At 46.5% G+C, this 17,919-nt stretch carries 19 protein-coding genes, 1 tRNA gene and 1 riboswitch; of the genes, 9 read left to right on the top strand and 11 right to left on the bottom strand.

Going from position 1 to position 17,919, the window contains the following annotated elements; genetic code table 11:
* The first annotated feature begins 60 nt into the window (after positions 1-60).
* From MKY42_RS00545 to MKY42_RS00525, 5 genes are all read left to right on the top strand, one after another.
* The gene (locus MKY42_RS00545; RefSeq protein WP_090905346.1) at positions 61-2,052 is read left to right on the top strand and encodes a M1 family metallopeptidase; all 1,992 of its coding nucleotides are present in this window, start codon (positions 61-63) and stop codon (positions 2,050-2,052) included.
* Positions 2,053-2,062: 10 nt separating this feature from the next.
* Entirely contained in the window at positions 2,063-2,905 is an 843-nt protein-coding gene (locus MKY42_RS00540) for a hypothetical protein (protein WP_339847967.1), read from the top strand.
* Positions 2,906-3,157: 252 nt separating this feature from the next.
* A riboswitch (cyclic di-AMP (ydaO/yuaA leader) is annotated at positions 3,158-3,295 on the top strand.
* 3 nt (positions 3,296-3,298) lie between these two features.
* Positions 3,299-3,769, top strand: coding sequence for a C40 family peptidase (locus MKY42_RS00535; protein WP_062329631.1), 471 nt, complete (start codon positions 3,299-3,301; stop codon positions 3,767-3,769).
* Positions 3,770-4,169: 400 nt separating this feature from the next.
* On the top strand, positions 4,170-4,664 hold the full coding sequence (locus tag MKY42_RS00530) for a GNAT family N-acetyltransferase (RefSeq protein ID WP_090905350.1): 495 nt from the start codon (positions 4,170-4,172) through the stop codon (positions 4,662-4,664).
* 150 nt (positions 4,665-4,814) lie between these two features.
* On the top strand, positions 4,815-5,174 hold the full coding sequence (locus tag MKY42_RS00525; RefSeq protein WP_063567633.1) for a cytochrome c: 360 nt from the start codon (positions 4,815-4,817) through the stop codon (positions 5,172-5,174).
* 339 nt (positions 5,175-5,513) lie between these two features.
* Here the strand turns inward: MKY42_RS00525 and rbsK are convergent, their stop codons facing one another.
* The 3 genes from rbsK to MKY42_RS00510 form a co-directional block, all read right to left on the bottom strand.
* A complete protein-coding gene (gene rbsK / locus MKY42_RS00520) occupies positions 5,514-6,515 on the bottom strand; it encodes a ribokinase (protein ID WP_339847960.1) in 1,002 nt (333 codons plus the stop codon).
* 30 nt (positions 6,516-6,545) lie between these two features.
* On the bottom strand, positions 6,546-6,842 hold the full coding sequence (locus tag MKY42_RS00515) for a 4a-hydroxytetrahydrobiopterin dehydratase (RefSeq protein WP_090905354.1): 297 nt from the start codon (positions 6,840-6,842) through the stop codon (positions 6,546-6,548).
* Between the two features lie 252 nt (positions 6,843-7,094).
* Positions 7,095-7,388 carry a hypothetical protein gene (locus MKY42_RS00510; RefSeq protein ID WP_090905355.1) on the bottom strand — a complete coding sequence of 98 codons (294 nt, stop codon included), beginning with the start codon at positions 7,386-7,388 and terminating at the stop codon, positions 7,095-7,097.
* A gap of 234 nt (positions 7,389-7,622) precedes the next feature.
* On the opposite strand from MKY42_RS00510, the gene motA reads away from it, so the two are divergent.
* Both motA and motB read left to right on the top strand, forming a co-directional pair.
* Positions 7,623-8,423: a flagellar motor stator protein MotA gene (gene motA / locus MKY42_RS00505; protein ID WP_090905357.1), complete on the top strand. Its 801-nt coding sequence runs from the start codon at positions 7,623-7,625 to the stop codon at positions 8,421-8,423.
* Positions 8,410-9,228: a flagellar motor protein MotB gene (gene motB, locus MKY42_RS00500; RefSeq protein ID WP_110002507.1), complete on the top strand. Its 819-nt coding sequence runs from the start codon at positions 8,410-8,412 to the stop codon at positions 9,226-9,228. The genes motA and motB overlap by 14 nt, the downstream gene beginning before the upstream one ends.
* A 131-nt stretch (positions 9,229-9,359) precedes the next feature.
* On the opposite strand, the gene rluF is transcribed toward motB, so the two are convergent.
* Positions 9,360-10,061, bottom strand: coding sequence for a 23S rRNA pseudouridine(2604) synthase RluF (gene rluF, locus MKY42_RS00495; RefSeq protein ID WP_339847952.1), 702 nt, complete (start codon positions 10,059-10,061; stop codon positions 9,360-9,362).
* 18 nt (positions 10,062-10,079) lie between these two features.
* Entirely contained in the window at positions 10,080-12,419 is a 2,340-nt protein-coding gene (locus MKY42_RS00490; RefSeq protein WP_090905363.1) for a PAS domain S-box protein, read from the bottom strand.
* Positions 12,420-12,754: 335 nt separating this feature from the next.
* On the opposite strand from MKY42_RS00490, the gene tadA reads away from it, so the two are divergent.
* Together tadA and MKY42_RS00480 are read left to right on the top strand one after the other, a co-directional pair.
* The gene (tadA, locus tag MKY42_RS00485) at positions 12,755-13,255 is read left to right on the top strand and encodes a tRNA adenosine(34) deaminase TadA (protein WP_064641365.1); all 501 of its coding nucleotides are present in this window, start codon (positions 12,755-12,757) and stop codon (positions 13,253-13,255) included.
* 38 nt (positions 13,256-13,293) lie between these two features.
* Complete coding sequence (locus tag MKY42_RS00480) at positions 13,294-13,863, top strand: GNAT family protein (RefSeq protein WP_090905364.1); 570 nt, start codon at positions 13,294-13,296, stop codon at positions 13,861-13,863.
* 80 nt (positions 13,864-13,943) lie between these two features.
* Here the strand turns inward: MKY42_RS00480 and MKY42_RS00475 are convergent, their stop codons facing one another.
* The 6 genes from MKY42_RS00475 to serS form a co-directional block, all read right to left on the bottom strand.
* Entirely contained in the window at positions 13,944-15,038 is a 1,095-nt protein-coding gene (locus tag MKY42_RS00475) for a hypothetical protein (protein ID WP_090905365.1), read from the bottom strand.
* Positions 15,039-15,305: 267 nt separating this feature from the next.
* The gene (locus MKY42_RS00470; protein WP_090905367.1) at positions 15,306-15,458 is read right to left on the bottom strand and encodes a small acid-soluble spore protein P; all 153 of its coding nucleotides are present in this window, start codon (positions 15,456-15,458) and stop codon (positions 15,306-15,308) included.
* A 22-nt stretch (positions 15,459-15,480) separates the two neighbouring features.
* Complete coding sequence (locus MKY42_RS00465) at positions 15,481-15,657, bottom strand: hypothetical protein (RefSeq protein WP_175382032.1); 177 nt, start codon at positions 15,655-15,657, stop codon at positions 15,481-15,483.
* A gap of 25 nt (positions 15,658-15,682) precedes the next feature.
* Complete coding sequence (locus MKY42_RS00460; protein ID WP_064641367.1) at positions 15,683-16,024, bottom strand: hypothetical protein; 342 nt, start codon at positions 16,022-16,024, stop codon at positions 15,683-15,685.
* A 193-nt stretch (positions 16,025-16,217) separates the two neighbouring features.
* Positions 16,218-16,306: transfer RNA gene (locus MKY42_RS00455), tRNA-Ser, on the bottom strand.
* 280 nt (positions 16,307-16,586) lie between these two features.
* Positions 16,587-17,870 carry a serine--tRNA ligase gene (serS, locus tag MKY42_RS00450; protein WP_063567620.1) on the bottom strand — a complete coding sequence of 428 codons (1,284 nt, stop codon included), beginning with the start codon at positions 17,868-17,870 and terminating at the stop codon, positions 16,587-16,589.
* Positions 17,871-17,919: the final 49 nt, after the last annotated feature.

Genomic DNA, 17,919 nt, shown 5'->3' with positions numbered 1-17,919 from the left:
AATCGCCCCAATGCAAACATATACATGCTGTAGATGCTTGTCAACGGGAGGTATTTAACGATGATTCCACGACGCGCCAAGAGCTGGCTCACCGCAATTATAGCCCTGTGTGTAGTTGCCGGGGGGATATGGCTTGGTCTGGGTTCCACACGCTCCATTCATTCTGACTTGCCTGTGCTCGCCCCGGAATCGGGCAAGCCTACGGCACCCGTCAAAACCCAAACATCTCCGGAAAGTATACAGACACCTACCGCTGAAGTGTTCAGCAACCGCGTAGTGGAATATCACATGGATGTGAAGCTGGTAGACGGGAATGTACTGCGAGGAACTCAGACGATAACCTGGACACATCCAGGTAAGAAAACCGTCAGTGAGCTTTATTTTCACATGTATCCCAATGCCTTCTCTTCTGCTGACACCACTTTTATGCAAGAATCCGGGGGAAAGCTTCGCGGTGATGTCATGCCCACGAACGGTTATGGTTCCATGCAGATCAAAGAAATGAAAACAGAGGACGGGCTTTCTCTCATGCATCGGATGCAGTATGTGCAACCGGATGATGGAAACATGAAAGATACTACTCTCATTAAGGTACGGCTGCCCAAACCCGTTAAAGGCGGTGAAAGCATCACGCTTCACACCCAATTTGAGGTCAAGCTACCGCAAATTTTTGCCCGCATGGGAACGGCAGATCATTTCGTTATGGCTGGTCAGTGGTTCCCTAAACTTAGCGTATATGAGCCAGTAGGCACACGAGGTCGAACGAACGAAGGCTGGAATCTGCATCAGTATCACGGTAATTCAGAGTTTTACGCCGATTTCGGTATCTATAGTGTGCGTATTCGGGTACCGGAAACATACAAAGTAGCTGCTACTGGATTCCCAACCCAGCAAGCGGTTGTGAAGAACGGCGAAAAAATATATCAGTTCTATGCCGATGATGTGCATGATTTTGCCTGGTCAGCCTCTCCTGATTTTGTTTATGCGGAAGAACCCTTCTCTGCTCCCAATGTGCCAGGTGTTCGAATCAAGCTGTATCTCGACCCTGCTCATGAGGATCTGAAGGAACGTTATTTCTACGCCGCCAAAGCGGCGCTATCCAACTATAGCAAGTGGTTTGGCCCTTATCCGTATTCCACATTGTCCATTGTTGTCCCGCCCAAATCGGGGAACGGCGCAGGAGGAATGGAATACCCTACCTTGGTCACCGCCTTCGGTGCGGACGATTCTACACCTGGTTACGATCTGGAACGCACGGTTGTGCATGAGATTGGGCATCAGTATTTTTACGGCATGGTTGCGAGTAATGAATTCGAAGAGGCTTGGCTGGACGAAGGATTCACCTCCTATGCAGAAGACAAAGTGATGGAACAGGAATACGGACTTATCCCGAATCTGCCTGTACAATCAGGTCTCATTACTTCTCCGGCTCCACTGACACAGAACTCCTGGAAGTTTGATTCCCAGAATCAATATGCAGCGAACGTATACACACGAGGCAAGCTTGTTTTACTCGGAATAGAACAACAGGTTGGTGCCAAAACGATGGAGCGTATTCTCTCGACCTATGTAAAGAAATACCGTTTCAAACACCCTACTTCGTCTGATTTTCAAAAGGTCGTGGAGCAAGTGACCCGTACATCCTGGACCGATTATTTTAATCAATATGTATATGGAGATGGCATGGCTGACTTTGCAGTGGAGAAGATCACCATCAATCCTATCCTGAAAGACGGTCAAACGTTGTACGAGTCGTCTGTAACAGTCCAGAAAAAAGGCAGTGAATATAAGAAGGTGCCTGTTCGAATTATGTTCGAAGACGGGAAAACCATGACGAAAGAATGGGATGGCAGCGAGGAGCGCATTACCTACAAACTGACCTATACTTCCCCTGTTTCCTGGGCTATGACTGATCCGCTGTACACCATTGTGCTGGAGAACCATCATATGAACAATTTTCTGAAAGCCGGACTGGATGAGCCAACCAAATCCCGCTGGAGCATGAGTGCAACCAAACTTATAGAAGCCATATTCGGAAGTCTGTCATGGTGAGGTGGATACAGTGAAAGCGAAAATACGTGAAGGCTGGTTTCTCGTCCGTCAGCATATGTTCATTGCAGCACTTTTATTTCTCTATCAATTAGTATGGGGATACTTTCTTTATCGAATGGTTCAGTCAGCTGTGGTCCCGCTGCTCCTGCGTTATCCTGACCCTGATGTAGGGGAACTCAGTACAATTTTATTCAAAATGGAGAGCCAACTCGGCCTGACAACGAATCCGGAGGTCCATCGCTATTTATGGATTTTAGGGGCTATGCTGCTGCTACGGATGCTGATTAGCCCTCTCATTCAGGCAGGGCTGCTCTACTCGCTCCAGCATTATAATCATTCGGAAGAGCGCATTCCATTCATTCGTGGCATCAAAAATTTGTGGAAACCGATGCTGTTGCTTTACACCATTCGTACCCTTTTGCTGCTGCTGCCTGCTTATTGGCTCGCACCAAAGCTCTATTCTATCTTTATGGAAGGTTTTCATTCCCTCCATCTGCTCTTGCCTGGTATTCCCTATGTTGCTGGTTGGATTGTATACGGGTGGGTTATCCATCATATCCTGCTCTACATGCAGTTTGGTATCTCAGCTCCTGATGGGGAAGGCGGAGCGCGTGGTACGTTTCAAGCTCTATGGATTGCACTACGCCAGGTCATCACTCTGATCGGCATCGCTGTCATGCTGGGCGGCCTTCATCTGCTGGTCTTTGGTGCCTTTACTTCAGCTTCATGGTTACTAACGGGTTTAACTGGTCTTATACTACAACAGACGTATCCACTTGCCCGGTGCTTGCTAAGCCTATGGAAAATATGCGCCCATTTCCGGTTATGGCAGTCCAATTCGATCAAGGATTAACGTGCACGGTTAAAAATGGTTACCATCTCTATGTAAAGTTGTTTTCATCAAAAGCCTTTAAACAAGCAAACCTCGACCTTTCCCCGTCAAAGGTCGAGGTTTTTTTTGCTAATTTTGTTGTTAAACGTTGCCAAAGTGATATACCTCTGTTACAATAATCGCAGTGAGTTTTTAGTAACAACTTTGTAATCTTTACCTTCATATTTGTAACTACTTAAAATTTAATCGTCATTTCTTGATTTCGCAGGTGCATAACTAGCATAGCCAAATTCCTAGCACCTGGGAAGCGGGGGAACCAGTTATGGGTGAATTGATCTTGCAACAGAGGGATCATAGGGGACCTTCAACCGAATCCTTAAGCTAACCTCGCAGGCATTGGAAGGGGTATATCTCTTGTTTAAAAAGAAATTAACCGCAGCTGTACTTAGCCTCACATTTGCATTATCGCTTGGAGCAGGCAGCGCATTCGCAGATTCAAAAATGGACCAAGTCATTGATTCAGCAATGGGAACTACATACAAAAGCGGAGGAACAACGCTTAACGGCTTTGACTGCTCTGGGTTCACAAGTTATGTATTCGACAAGCTGGGTATTGATCTGGCTCGCCAATCGAGTTCACAATTCGACATGGGTGATTCGGTATCCCGTATGGAAATGAGACCAGGTGATCTGGTATTCTTCAATACAACGGGTAAAGGGGTCTCGCACGTAGGGATCTTTGTAGGGGATGGAAAGTTTGCACACTCCTCTTCTTCCAAAGGAGTTACCATCAGCGAATTAAGTGAAAGCTACTGGGCTAACCGCTATGTTGGCGCTAAACGCATTATGAGCACGGACGCATATGAGACATTGGCCATCGACTAGGGACAAGCTGAGCAACGTCATGCTGGAACAATAAAACTACTGTAACGAAGCATAATAGAACCGTCTGGTACATTCTCCGCAGGAATGGATCCGGCGGTTTTTTTGTGCTTCGTTTCCTTCAAAGCATTCGGGATAGCGATCAAACCTAAGTTTAAGTTTTTTAGAGCTATTTTCATTGCTTCGTCCGTGCTCTTATCATGTTTTTACCCATCCTACTATAATATAAACGAAATTACCGGAACTTTTGTTTCACTTTTTTTTCTAAAACGAGGACTTGCCAAATGAACGCCTCTTTTGTAGAGTGAAAACAAGCTTAGATATGGAATGACATATGGATATAGATATGGACAAATCAAAATCATTATCGCTTGTTCACAATGAGAGGAGCGTGCAGTTTTGTATGGATGAAGCCCCTGTGACGTTTCACGTTGTGCCCATGCAAGAAGAACATGCGGAGCTCATCTGCGATTGGCAGTATGACCCGCCTTATAATATTTATAGCTGGCTGCCCTGGGAGCAAATGAAAGCACTTGAAGTAGAATTCGGCGATCCCCAGCTACGGAAGGAACAATATGCGGTGGTGCTGGGAGAGGATGAGCAGATTTGCGGTTTCGCTCAATACTTCCCGCTTGAAGGTGTCACCCGCATTGGGCTTGGCATGCACCCCGATCGATGTGGCCATGGGCAAGGGAAGGCTTTTGTCTTGGCCATTGTGCAGGAAGCCATTCGCCGGAACCCTGCAAACGAAATTGATCTGGAAGTTCTGACCTGGAATGACCGGGCCATTCGCGTCTATCTCAAAGCCGGATTTGTTACGAAGGATACATACGAACGACAGACACCGAGCGGTTTGAAACCTTTTTACTGTATGGTCTATGAAGGTCCACGCGAATAAATAGTGCATAAAATCACCCTAAAAAGTCCCCGGTTATGTGATTAGTTCAAAAAATTACCACAAAATGCTATGATGTCACTACAGGTTCCGTTATAATGATATGGATAGTTTCAAGTTAGATGATCTTTCATTCTGGAGGGGACATAAGGGATGCACAAATGGATCATGAGCGGGGTATTTTTTGCAGCGTGCGCTTTAGCTATTGTACTAATGTTTACGCTTCCAGGGAAAGAGGAAGTTGCAGAAGAAGCGAAACCGACGATGCCACAAGTTACAATGGATGCAGGACAGGCTGAGGCACTGGTCAAAGCAAACTGTATTACCTGCCACGGTGATCAGCTTCAAGGGGGTATGGGCCCTAGTCTGCAGAAGATTGGTAGCCAGGACGATGTGGAGAAGATTTATACCACGATTGTCAAAGGTAAAAGCGGCGGTATGCCTTCGTTCAAAGACAAGCTGAAGGATGAAGAAATCGCGAATATTGCGATGTGGCTGGCGGAGAAGAAGTAAGGCTAGAAGACTAAGGCAGCGAATCATAGGATTCAGATTACACGCGTGTTAAAGCGAGGGACCCCAACCGTCCTTTCGCTCTCACGCATGCTCCAAGCCATCATCGCTCTGGATGCACCACGTAGTCGATCGTATTCCAGTGGTCGCTGAATTGATCAACTGTTCATAAGAAGAAGAGGCTCTTATTCCCCCTGTCGGGAGAGTAAGAGCCTCTTGGTCATATTCATGTGTTCAATGCGTAGGATGCTCCAGTAAGAAACATACGAGCCATGGCTATCCGGCTGCATAAGCGATCCCGATACAGCTGTCTATGACTCGTTCTAAGCAAAGCATCATACTTTACGGCGTCTTTGCCTGCTGCTCAGCCAGGAAAGCCTCCACTTCACGTGCGAACGGCATCCCGGACTGGGCGCCGAGCTTCGTCACGGACAGCGCAGCCGCGCCCATGGCGAAGCCAACTGCTGCGTCCAGCGTCTCTCCGCGCGCAAGGGCTACCGCCAGCGCGCCGTTGAAGCAATCGCCAGCGCCGGTCGTATCGACGGCGCTTACGGCGTAGCCGCGCGCACGGCACGCGCCGGCACGCCCTGCCTGTACGCGGCCGCCAGGCGCCGCCGCGTATACAGCCCCCTCGGGGCCGAGCGTCGTGACGACAGCGGCCCCGAGGGATGCGGCGAGTTCTACGACCGCCGCATCCACGTCTTCCGGCCGGAGATCATCCCGGCCGGTGAGCACGGCGAGCTCGCTGCGGTTCGGCGTGACGACGTCGACGCACCGCAGGAGCTCCTGGGGCAGACCCGGCACGGCAGGCGCCGGGTTGAGCACCACCAATGCGCTGCCTTCAGCCGCCAGTTGGGCGGCGCGGGTGACCGCAGGCAGCGGGATCTCCAGCTGCAGCAGCACCGCTGCGGCTGCAGTCAGGCTTTTTACCGTATCCGCCTCTTCCAGCATCGCAGGCACAACCTGACCATTCGCTCCGGGAATGACAATAATCCGGTTATCTCCTTTGGAGAGCCAGATGGAGGCCGTACCCGTAACGGTATCATCCAGAATGCGAATCTGCGAGGCATCCGCCCCGCTTTCCGTCAGGCTGTGCAGTAGACGTTCACCAAACCCATCCGAACCTACCGCACCAATCATCGTTGTCTGTCCGCCCAGTCGTGCAGCAGCAACCGCCTGATTGGCGCCTTTGCCCCCGGCCAAATAGTGCAGTTCCTCCCCGCTCACCGTCTCGCCTTCCTCAGGGATGATGTCCGTCTTCACCACCAGATCCATATTGAGGCTGCCTACAACAGCAATAAGAGGTTTGTTCTGAATATCGTCTGACATGTATGCTTCACTCATTTCTGGTAGTGCGATAATAACCGATCCAGGTTATTCCGACCTCATTTTCTCAAAAGCCTCGTTATATTGCTCTGCTTCTTTAATATCTACAGATGTGATGCCACCTTCATCCCATGATGTGAGACGCAGTGTGACTGTTGTATAGTCAATCGTAATGAAAGGGTGATGATTGAACGCTTCCGAAATCGCTGCGACCTCGTCCACAAATGCAATCCCTTTCATGTAGTTGGAAAATACGAACTTGCGGACAATCCATCGTCCCTCTTCCAGTTCCCAGCCTTCCAGCCTTCCCAGATGAGCTTCGACTTCCTCTTGCGTAAAAACCATACGTTATCTTCCTCCCCATATGATGGCTCATCACAGACACCTGTCCATGCTGCCACCGAAACCTTTGGTGCTACCATAGCAACCCAAACGCATAGGTCCACCGCCCTGCGGTTCGCCCGTTTCATGACTATCATCTTACCACGGACAAGCCTCAAATTCCAATAGTACAAATGGCGCTAGATCCACTAACCATAAGGCTTTAGGGAGATTCTCCAACCCGGTTTTCCATGCCAAATATCTTATGTGTGCATACTAAATGAGTGGTACAAAAGTCAGCTCTTCTTCACCTATTAAGATATGAATTCGGTGCTGATCCTTGTCATGAATGACCACTCCACTTCCTACCGGAATGACCGCTTCCTCACCCAGCGCATAGAACAGATCTTCCGCCAGCGCCTCATCCACTTCGAGCTGCTCTGTTACACCAAGGCGTGACCATTCTTCCTCATCCATCTCAAAGAAAACATAGCGGTCCGGTATTCGGCCTATAGCCTCTGTCAAATCTGTCAATATTCCTTCATAATCCCGTCCATGCTTTACGCCCATTGGCTTTTCACTCCTATTTGGCCCCTAAGGAGCAGATTTGATCTTATTATACCTGAAAATAACCCTTAAAAAAAAAGGCCATCTGGTCGATAAATACTATACATGACCGTTTTAACTGTTTCTGCATCCCTAAAGGATGCCTAACATTAAACGGATTGCGGTGTAACGTTCGTCCGGAAGCCCGAATAAAGCCGCTTGAAAGGATTCAATTTTATCTCATGGATGAGGTGTATGATGGAAATTTCAACGATTATCGGACTAGTTTTAGGGCTGGTTTCACTTGTATTGGGTATGTTCCTGAAGGGTGCGCCCCTAATCAACCTGGTTAACAACCCGGCAGCCTACGTTATTATTTTTGTTGGTACGGCAGCAACTATTTTCATGGCATTTCCCATGTCTGAAGTTAAAAAAATCCCCAAGCTTTTCGGGGTACTGTTCAAAAAGCAACAACTGATTGACCGTGTTTCTCTAATCGGCACATTTATGGACTGGGCTTCCACTACCCGTCGTGAAGGTTTGCTCGCACTTGAATCGAAAGTCGAAGATATTGATGATCAGTTCCTGCGCGGCGGTATGCGTATGATTATTGACGGCAATGATCAGGAATTTGTAAGTGATGTACTCATGGAAGATATTCATGCTACAGAAGAGCGCCATCGTGGCGGTGCCTTGATCTTCGCTCAAGCGGGGATGTATGCACCAACGCTCGGGGTACTCGGGGCCGTTGTAGGTCTCATTGCAGCGCTTGCCGATCTCAGTGATATGGAAAAGCTCTCGCATGCGATTGCAGCGGCGTTTATCGCGACACTTCTCGGTATCTTCAGTGGTTACGTGTTGTGGCATCCGATGTCCAATAAACTGAAGCGGATGTCCAAAAAAGAGATGGAAATCAAGCTGATGATGGTTGAAGGCTTGTTATCCATACAATCTGGTGTATCCACCATTGCCATTAATCAAAAATTATCTGTATTCCTGACACCTTCCGAACGTAGACAGTTGGAAGAGAAGGAGGGCTCATCAGGTGAAAAAGGCTAAAAAACACGAACCGCATGAAGAACATATAGACGAGAGTTGGTTGCTTCCCTACTCCGACTTGATGACCTTGTTGCTCGCTCTGTTTATCACATTATTCTCTATGAGCTCTATAGATGCAACGAAGTTTGAACAGATGGCTTCCGCACTGAGCAGCGCATTGAACGGTGGTTCGGGTGTACTGGATCATACCTCCATGAACCCTACAGAATCTACTACAGATTTGGGCAAGAACAAACAGCAGCCTGAAGATATCACCAAAAAGACACAAGCTCAGATTACAGATGCGCAGATGGCTCAGAAAGAACAGGAAGATCTGGAGAAACTCAAGAAACGGCTTGATCAATATATTCAGAAAAACGGGCTTTCCGATCAGCTGAATACGAAGCTGAATCAGTCTGAGCTCAAGATCACAATCAGTGATAACGCCCTGTTCTCCTCTGGCCGGGCTGATGTTAAACCCGAGTCACGCTCGCTGGCCAAAGCCATCTCGAGCATGCTGCAAGAGTTCCCGGAATATGAGGTCGTTGTGTCTGGTCATACTGATAATGTTCCCATTTCGAACAGCCAATATAAGGATAACTGGGATTTGAGTGCCGATCGAGCACTGAATTTCCTCAAAATTCTGTTATTGAATGAGGCGCTGGACCCTTCGAAGTTCACACCTAGCGGTTATGGGGAGTATCACCCAGTCGCTAGCAACCAAACGGATGCTGGACGAGCTCAAAACCGTAGGGTAGAAGTTTCGATTATCCGGAAATATCAGAGTAACAACACGGCCGTGAAAGCAGTCGGACAAGGTAACTAAAGAATCGTTCGTTGTAGCAAACGAATGCTCAAGGCACTCTCCTTCATACCAGAAGAGTGCCTTTTTTTCTATCCACTGATATGAAAAGGCGCTGCTTCCCTTGAGAGAAGCAGCGCCTTAGTTATCATCATTTATTCCATATTGTAATCTAGCAGAGTGCTTAATTCCGATTTTTCTGCGGCTGTCAGTTCTCTCCAGGTTCCTGTGGCCTGTCCCCCGAGATGAATGTTCATAATACGAATCCGCTTCAATTTCCGAACCTCATAGCCAAATGCACTGCACATCCGGCGAATTTGACGGTTTTTTCCCTCCGTCAAAATAATGCGGAACACCCGCTCAGATATACGAGTCACAGTACAAGGAAGCGTCATTTCACCAAGGATCTTGACCCCTGTGCTCATGCCTCTCAAGAAACTTGGCGTTACCGCACGGTCCACGGTCACAATATATTCTTTCTCATGGCGTCCTTCTGCCCTTAGAATTCGATTGACGATATCACCATCATTGGTCATCAGAATCAAACCTTCCGAATCCTTATCCAAGCGACCAATGGGGAAAATGCGCTCTTTGTGCCCTACAAAATCAACGATATTCCCTTGAATATGCCGCTCCGTTGTACTCGTTATTCCGACAGGTTTATTGAGCGCAATATATACGTGTTTCCGTTTTTCCTTAATAGGTTGACCATTAATTCGTACATCATCGCCATCTTCAGCTTGACTGCCCAGCTCTGCCGTCACTCCATTAATCGTTACTTTCCCGCTCTCCACCAATCTGTCTGCTTCCCGACGGGAACAAAAACCTGTTTCACTAATAAATTTATTAATACGCAAAAGGTAATCTCACCTCATCTAGTTCTCTTCGTCTGTAGGTTCATTGTCCGTCTTATGCTCTTCCTCTGTACGCTCCGTTTGCTGTTGGGAGGCAGGCAGGTCGATAATGACGGTCGTCCCCTTGTTCATGACGCTTTTGATATCCATCATGCCCTTATGTGATTGAATAATGCGCTGGCTGACCATCAGGCCAAGCCCTGTTCCCGATTCCTTGCTTGTAAAGAATGGTTCCCCCAGCTTGGGCATTAATTCTTCTGGAATTCCAGTGCCTTCATCCTTAATTTCAATCCGAACCCGACTGTTCTCTTGGTCAGGATTGAGTTTAATTCGAATATTACCCCCGTCTGGCATAGCCTCCATGCCGTTCTTCAGCAAGTTAATGAAGACCTGCTTCAACTGGTTCTCTTCACAGTGTACCATAGCTGAATCGGATGAAGCATTCAGTATAAATTCCACACCATGCAGATGTGCCTGACTGTCCAGCAATGATATAACATCTCCCAGAATGAAGCGAATATCCCGCTCTTGAAAATGAACCGCCTGTGGTTTGGCAAGTATCAGAAACTCACCCACAATAAGATTAATTCGATCCAGCTCGGACAGCATCAAGTCCAAGTGTCGATGATTAAGCTTGTTCGTCTCTTGTTGGAGCTGAAGGAACCCACGCAGGGTCGTAAGCGGATTACGTATCTCATGCGCAACACCGGCTGCCAGCTGGCCTACCGTCGTCAGTTTCTCGGAACGTCTGAGCAACTCCTCCATACGGTTACGGCTGGTAATATCCCTTGATACGCTGATCAATGCGGTAATCTCGCCTGCTTCATCCCGAACTGGTGCTGTACTCACACTGACTTCGACACGGCTGCCATCCTTCTTCATCCACGTCGTTTCATTGGAAGTAATAGACATACCCTCAATCAACTGGGCATGCTGCTCTTCCATCTCCTCTTCAGTACCAGGAGGGATAATCTTCAATTTGCGGCCTTCCACTTCACGACTGCGCCAGCCGTACAACTGCTCAAAGGCACGATTTACCCGCAAAACATTTCCATCCAGATCCGTAATATGAATCGCGTCTGCCGTTTGGTTAATGATCGATTCCAAATGCTCTTTTACCGCACGATTTTCTTCATACATCTGTTTCAGACGATTCGTATAATGTCCTAAATTACGAATCATGGCATTAATGCGATTCGCTAATTGCCCCAGTTCATCTTTCCTTCTCACTTTGAGACGGAAATCAAAGTGACCGTCAGCCACATCATTCACTTTGCCCAAAATAGATTGAATAGGACGCGTAATGTAGCCTGCGAGCAAATAGCTGCCAAAGATCACAATCTCCAGCAAAACAAGCGAAATCGAGGCATGGCTAACCAGTTGTTCCGATACCATTGAGGATATTTGCTTATAGTCCATGACAATACTAATCACATATGATGATTCATTGGGGGTGAATATCGGAATGAAACTTTTGAGCACTTTCTGTTCATGAGTTTCACTGACAAAGGATACATTCTGCCCAGTACGAATTGCCCGTACCACCGCCTTGTGATCCTCTTCTGCGGCACCATATTGATAGGTACCAAAACGAATTGGCCTGTTATTCAACTTGTTATGGTTCGTATCCCTTCCGTCATTACTCATGCTCGAGCTACCGAAGGTCAATGGATTAATGCCCGTAATCTCCAGAATCGAAGGATTCACTTCACGAATCTTATTCAAAATCTCGTCTGGACCAGAGATCTTCACATAGTCGTCAACAGCGGCATTATTATAGAAGGGATTGATTATGTAATTCCTCTTCCCATCATGATAGTAACCCCAGATATCAACATCTGACGGATTGGACGTAGAGTATTCGAATCCATCTGACCAAAAATGGTCCAATTTCTGTCCCTGTGAAATCGTAACCTGATTATTTTCGAACAGCTGTTTAAATGCCTGATACCAGTACGTCATGGATTTGGTAGACAATCCAATCTCCTTTGGATCGGAGGACCGGGTAACCACAATATCATCATCCGTTTGCTCCATCAACGAAATGTGGGAGACACCGACTTTTTCACTCATGCGAACCAGGTCTTCATTTGTGATATTATTAATATTCGGGTCCAGCTCTTCCGCTGCCATTACAGAGGCCAGCCATAGATTGTTCCCAATTTGTCGTTTTACATATTCCGAACTGGACTGACTCTGTTCGACAGCAATTGCAATCTGTTTGGCTGTAAGCACCATCTTGGTTTCGCTGTCCTGCCTTAGATTCTCTTCTGTAGTATAATAACTCAGTGCTATATTCAAAACCAAAATGACGAGCACCGAGCACGACATAATCATGGATAATTTCGTTTTAATAGACAACTTTTTCGTTCACCTCTCGGCTTGTACCCTCTGGCGATATATGGCAAAACCTATATCCATCATAACTGTTGTATGTCTATTTGAAAAGGATAATTGACCCTTGTCCAAAAGTTACCGCTTGGCTGAAAAACGCGAAATCAATTGTATTTTGTCATTTCCATGCCTACAATGGGAATAACCACTAAGAATTATACACAAATCCACAGGCATGTGGATAGTATGTTCATAACTATGTGAGCAACTCGCTGGTTATCCACAGACTTATACACAACATGTTAACAAACGAATGTTTGTTCGCCGCACAAAACGCTCTTTGGAAGGGGTTTTACATTTTAATGAAGGACGATGTTCTCCAACCTGATCTTACACATCTCTCGGAGGAAGCTCAGCACGAGCACTGGATGCGTGAAGCCATTGCTGAAGCGTACAAAGCAGAAGCACTCGGGGAAGTACCGATTGGGGCTGTAATTGTTCAACATAATCGCATTATTGGTCGTGGATATAACCTGCGTGAGACGACACTTGATTCCACAGCACATGCGGAGATGGTAGCCATCCGGCAGGCAAGTGAAGCCATCGGTGCATGGCGACTGCTGGATTGCAGTCTGTACGTCACACTGGAGCCCTGTCCCATGTGTGCAGGTGCCATTGTGCAATCCAGAGTGCCTCGAGTCATATATGGTACCGCTGACCCCAAGGCCGGATGTGCAGGAACGCTGATGAATCTGCTGCAGGAACCTCGTTTTAATCATCGAACCGAAGTAGTAGCTGACATTCTTCAACCAGAGTGCTCCACTATGCTGACTCAATTTTTCCGGCGTTTACGCAAAAAATAGAATCTTACTTACATCCATCTGGAAAGGAAGTGCATTCCATGCCGCTTACACTGTACGACACACCAAAAGGAATAAGTCTCCGTCTACTTCATTCACAAGACACGGAGGCATATCTTGCTCTTATCCAAATCACACGTCTTCCCTACCAAGCTGTGGAGCCTATCCGGGATGATGAATTCTATACGCTGCATGCGCAAACCAGACGCATTCAGGATAGAATGCAGGCGGCCGAGGAAGGAACAGGTTATCAATTCGGAATTTTTACAATCGACGATGGTATTCTCATCGGTCAGGTTAGCTTGAACAATGTCGTTCAGGGCGTTGCCAATTATGCGGACATGGGATACTTTATCCATCCAGACTACCAAGGCGGCGGACGAATGACCGCAGCCGTGAAGCTCGCTGTATCCTACGCCTTCCGTGCCCTGAAGTTAAATCGTGTTCAGGCAGCTATTCTGTTGTCCAATACCGGTTCCAAACGTGTTCTGGAGAAGAACGGCTTTCAGGCTGAGGGCATTGCGCGTAAATATCTCAAGATTAACGGAGAGTATCAGGATCATCAGATCTACGCTGTGCTGGCCGAGGACTTGGGTGAATCTTTACAGTAACTGAATAGACTATGGAACATACAAAGAGCCGCCCAACCCTAAGGTTAAGCGGCTCTTTGCTTTAACATGAATCTGAGAACTTAGTATCCGTAAGATGCGTTCATTAGTTCTTCAAACTGATCCATTGTAATAACGTCTTCGCCAGTAGGAATATTGATTTTGAATGCTGGCTTCTCGTTAATTTTGGTGTATGTGTTCGAACCAGTGAATGCAAGTTTTACTTCATCCTTGGTATCAGGTTGTTTAATCAACAGATCAGCAACCAATTTTTGATATACCGGGAAATCTTTTTTGTCCAATGCAAAATCAATGTGGAACTGGTTAATGGTCAGTGTATCTTTCAACTGGTCCAGATCTTTAGCCATTTCAGCTTGATCTGCTTCAGTAATTTTCAGATCCTCTTTGGCTTTGTTGATATCTTCCTGACTCATTTGCAACATGTCACGATACTCTTCTTTAGAGATGATGTCCAATACTTTTGGCAATGCTTTGGTTACCAGAACAGTAACGGCTTCCTTCACATTGTCATTGTTGACCGAAAATTGAACGACTTGCTTGGCATCCAAACCTTCTGGAAGCTGTGCATCCTTCACGTCCAGGTTTTTAAAGAATTTATCCTGATCGTACTCGCTCAGAACCGCATCCATAACTTCATTGCTCAGCTTTTGTGTTTTCGCTGCATCCATAGCATCCGGATTCCATTCCGTTCCTTCTTGCTCAGCCAGTTCTTTCAGATCCAGCTCCAGGAATTTACCAACAACCGTTTCCGGAATCGGGAAGAATGGAATACTCGGTACCTTAACATATAACTTCTCAGCGGTCATTACCATTGGAATAGTAAATGTCATACCCATATCGCCTTTAAGCTCAATACCTACCGTCATTTCGGTCTGCATTGGCTCGCTTTGGTATACGCCAGTTACATTCAACTGAGCATCCTTCAGCATGCTCATAAACTGAGACATCGTTGGGTCCTGTTGTGACTCGTCTGCAGCTTTATAGCTCAATTCATTAATAGTGAAATTAGAACTCATCTCATACGAAGTCAGTTTGGAAGCATTGGCTGCCGCCGTCTTTAATGCCTCTTTTGGTTCTTGCTTGCTGCTACATGCTGTCAGTGCCATCGATACGGTTAACAGCAACGTAAGAAGAAGCGCCCCCATACGTTTAGTCATTTTGTTTCTCTCCTCTCGTGATAACCCCAAAAAAATAATTCAATATCAATGATATACCATTTATTCTGAAACGGAAACACGATTTGGGAAATTTGTGAGCTTTACTCTCTAAATTGGCTACAAAGACCTATGTAAGCTTTAGATATCCATGGGATGCTCCTCTAAATCATGTATGAACGCGCAAAAACCCCGGTTTGTTAACCGGAGTTATAGGTTATGGTTATGCATTTAATATGTGCTAAAGAGAGGAATGATCGTTCCTTTAACTTAGCCTTGTGGATTGTTATGATCCACATGATTCTGGTTTTTCACTTTTTTGGAGCCGGACAACGGTTCCTGCATGGAAGAATGCTCTTCAGGTTTTCGGTGCTGCACATTAGCCTGAGCTTCAGGCACAGGTGTTGTTTTGGGTTTGCTCATGTAGTTCACTCCTCTTCATGGATTAGGAATGGGATGGGTCCATATCTTCCGTTTTGTCATGATTCATGGAATCCTGATGCCGACGGTCATTCGAGTCCTGTTGAATTTGCTGGGCATGGTGACTATTCACAGGTGTTTGATCCAGATCTGCGACTACATTTTGCAGGTTTTTATCTGTTCCAGCTTTCGCTTTGCTCACGTATTACCACTCCTTTGACGTCTGCCTAATGTCTGGTTTTGGGTTGCAACGACTGGGCACATTCATGAATATGACGAGTGTAATCCTGAGCCAATTCCTGAATGGGCTCTGTACGCTCATCTGTCGTCCTTCCATCGCGCTCCACATCAATCAGCTGCACACTGACTTCACGAGAATCCACATAGGCACACTTGAAATCAAATGAGTACATCTGGTGTCCCGCTGTTGCGATGTGAATTCGAATAGCCTGTTGATCAGCCTCGTCAGCCATAACCTGAGCCCGATCTCCGACATTAAGAACTTCAGGCAATCTTTCCTGCCATGCACCAACAAGCTCTGTCTGATCTATGTTTAATTCGCGGTTCATCTTACCACCTCCACTCTTATATAAAGTGCGGCGATTCGAATGTTTTTATGCATCTCACAGATAATGAAACAAACTGATTTTCTGTCGTAAACATGCTCTGTAAGTACAACGTGTAGGCCGCTGCGCCAAATGGATAAATAAATGCAAAAAAGGACCCGAGCTTATCGCTCGAATCCTTATCATTATTGTAGTATGGCGGAGAGGGTGGGATTCGAACCCACGTGGAGTTGCCCCCTAACGGTTTTCAAGACCGCCCCGTTATGACCGCTTCGGTACCTCTCCAGGGAATTAATTTTTATAAACTTGCCACGAAATAGATCATACCATAATTGTATGGCAGAAAGCAACCTTTTATATTATTTTTATATTCGATACATTAAAAAGTGAGTTTAGCCCTGTTAAACAACGGTAAATAGTGCTGTTCAACGATTGAAATTATTGTTCAGAATCTGTTTAGCCTTTTCTGTATACTACAAGAAACCGCCTCCCAGTCATAATGGAACGTTCTAAACTTCCATTTGTCAGGAGACGGTTTTTTATTTCATTCATTTAGTTGAACGTCTTAGGAACGACGGGCAATCACGCTGACTCCGCCCATGTAAGGACGCAGTGCTTCAGGAATAACCACTGTTCCATCTTCTTGTTGGTAGTTCTCCAGAATAGCAGCTACGGTACGCCCTACTGCCAGTCCTGAACCATTTAACGTATGGACGAATTCCGGTTTCGCTTTTGGCTCTCTACGGAAACGGATATTAGCCCGACGTGCTTGGAAGTCTTCACAGTTGGAGCAAGACGAGATTTCACGATACGTATTGCTTTCTGGCAACCAGACCTCGATGTCATACGTTTTGGCAGACGTGAAGCCCATATCTGCTGTACACAACGTCAGTACACGGTAAGGCAGCCCCAGTAATTGAAGCACACGCTCCGCATTTTGGGTCATGTTCTCCAATTCCTCATAAGAGGTCTCAGGAGAAGACAGTTTCAACAACTCAACTTTATTGAACTGGTGCTGACGAATCAAGCCGCGTGTATCCCGTCCAGCAGAACCTGCTTCGGATCGGAAACATGAGCTGTATGCCACAAAGTGTTTGGGCAGTTGGTCTGCATTCAAAATCTCTTCGCGATGATAGTTCGTTACCGGAACTTCAGCGGTAGGGATCAAATAATACTCGGTATCTTTCAGCTTGAACAGGTCTTCCTCGAATTTCGGCAGTTGACCTGTCCCAAACAAGCTGTCACGGTTAACGATGTATGGCGGCAGAATCTCTTCATACCCATGCTGATCGCTGTGCAGATCCATCATAAAGTTGATCAAAGCGCGTTCCAAACGTGCACCCAGCCCTTTATAAAAGGTAAAACGGGAGCCGGTTACTTTGGCAGCCGCTTCAAAATCAAGAATGTCGAGATCCTGTGCGATTTCCCAGTGTGCTTTTGGCGTAAATGAAAAGGACTTTGGCTCTTCCCAACGACGAATCTCCACATTATCATCTTCGGACGCACCTACAGGTACACTCTCGTTAGGAATATTCGGAATCGCCATAGTCAGATCGTTGATCTTCACTTCCAACTCACGCACTTCTTCATCCATTGCTTTGATCCGATCAGAGACTTCACGCATCTCAAGAATCAACTCGTCGGCATTTTCACCACTCTTTTTAAGCTTGGCAACTTCTCCGGATACCGTATTCCGGCGACTTTTCAGGTTTTCACTCTCTTGCAGCAACTCACGACGCTTGGCATCCATGTCCGTGAACCCGGCGATTAGATCCAGCGATTTGCCACGTTTCGTCAACGCTTCTTCAACACGTGCGTACTCATTCCGCAATATTTTCACATCAAGCACTAAATACCCCTCCTAAATAACACCACAAAGTAGAAACCTTCCTTATTAA

Origin of the sequence: Paenibacillus sp. FSL W7-1088 (assembly GCF_037969855.1) — a bacterium.
In the GTDB taxonomy this organism is placed as follows: Bacteria; Bacillota; Bacilli; order Paenibacillales; family Paenibacillaceae; genus Paenibacillus.
Note: the sequence above shows the minus strand (reverse complement) of the source record. Positions and strands in the feature narration are given on the sequence as shown.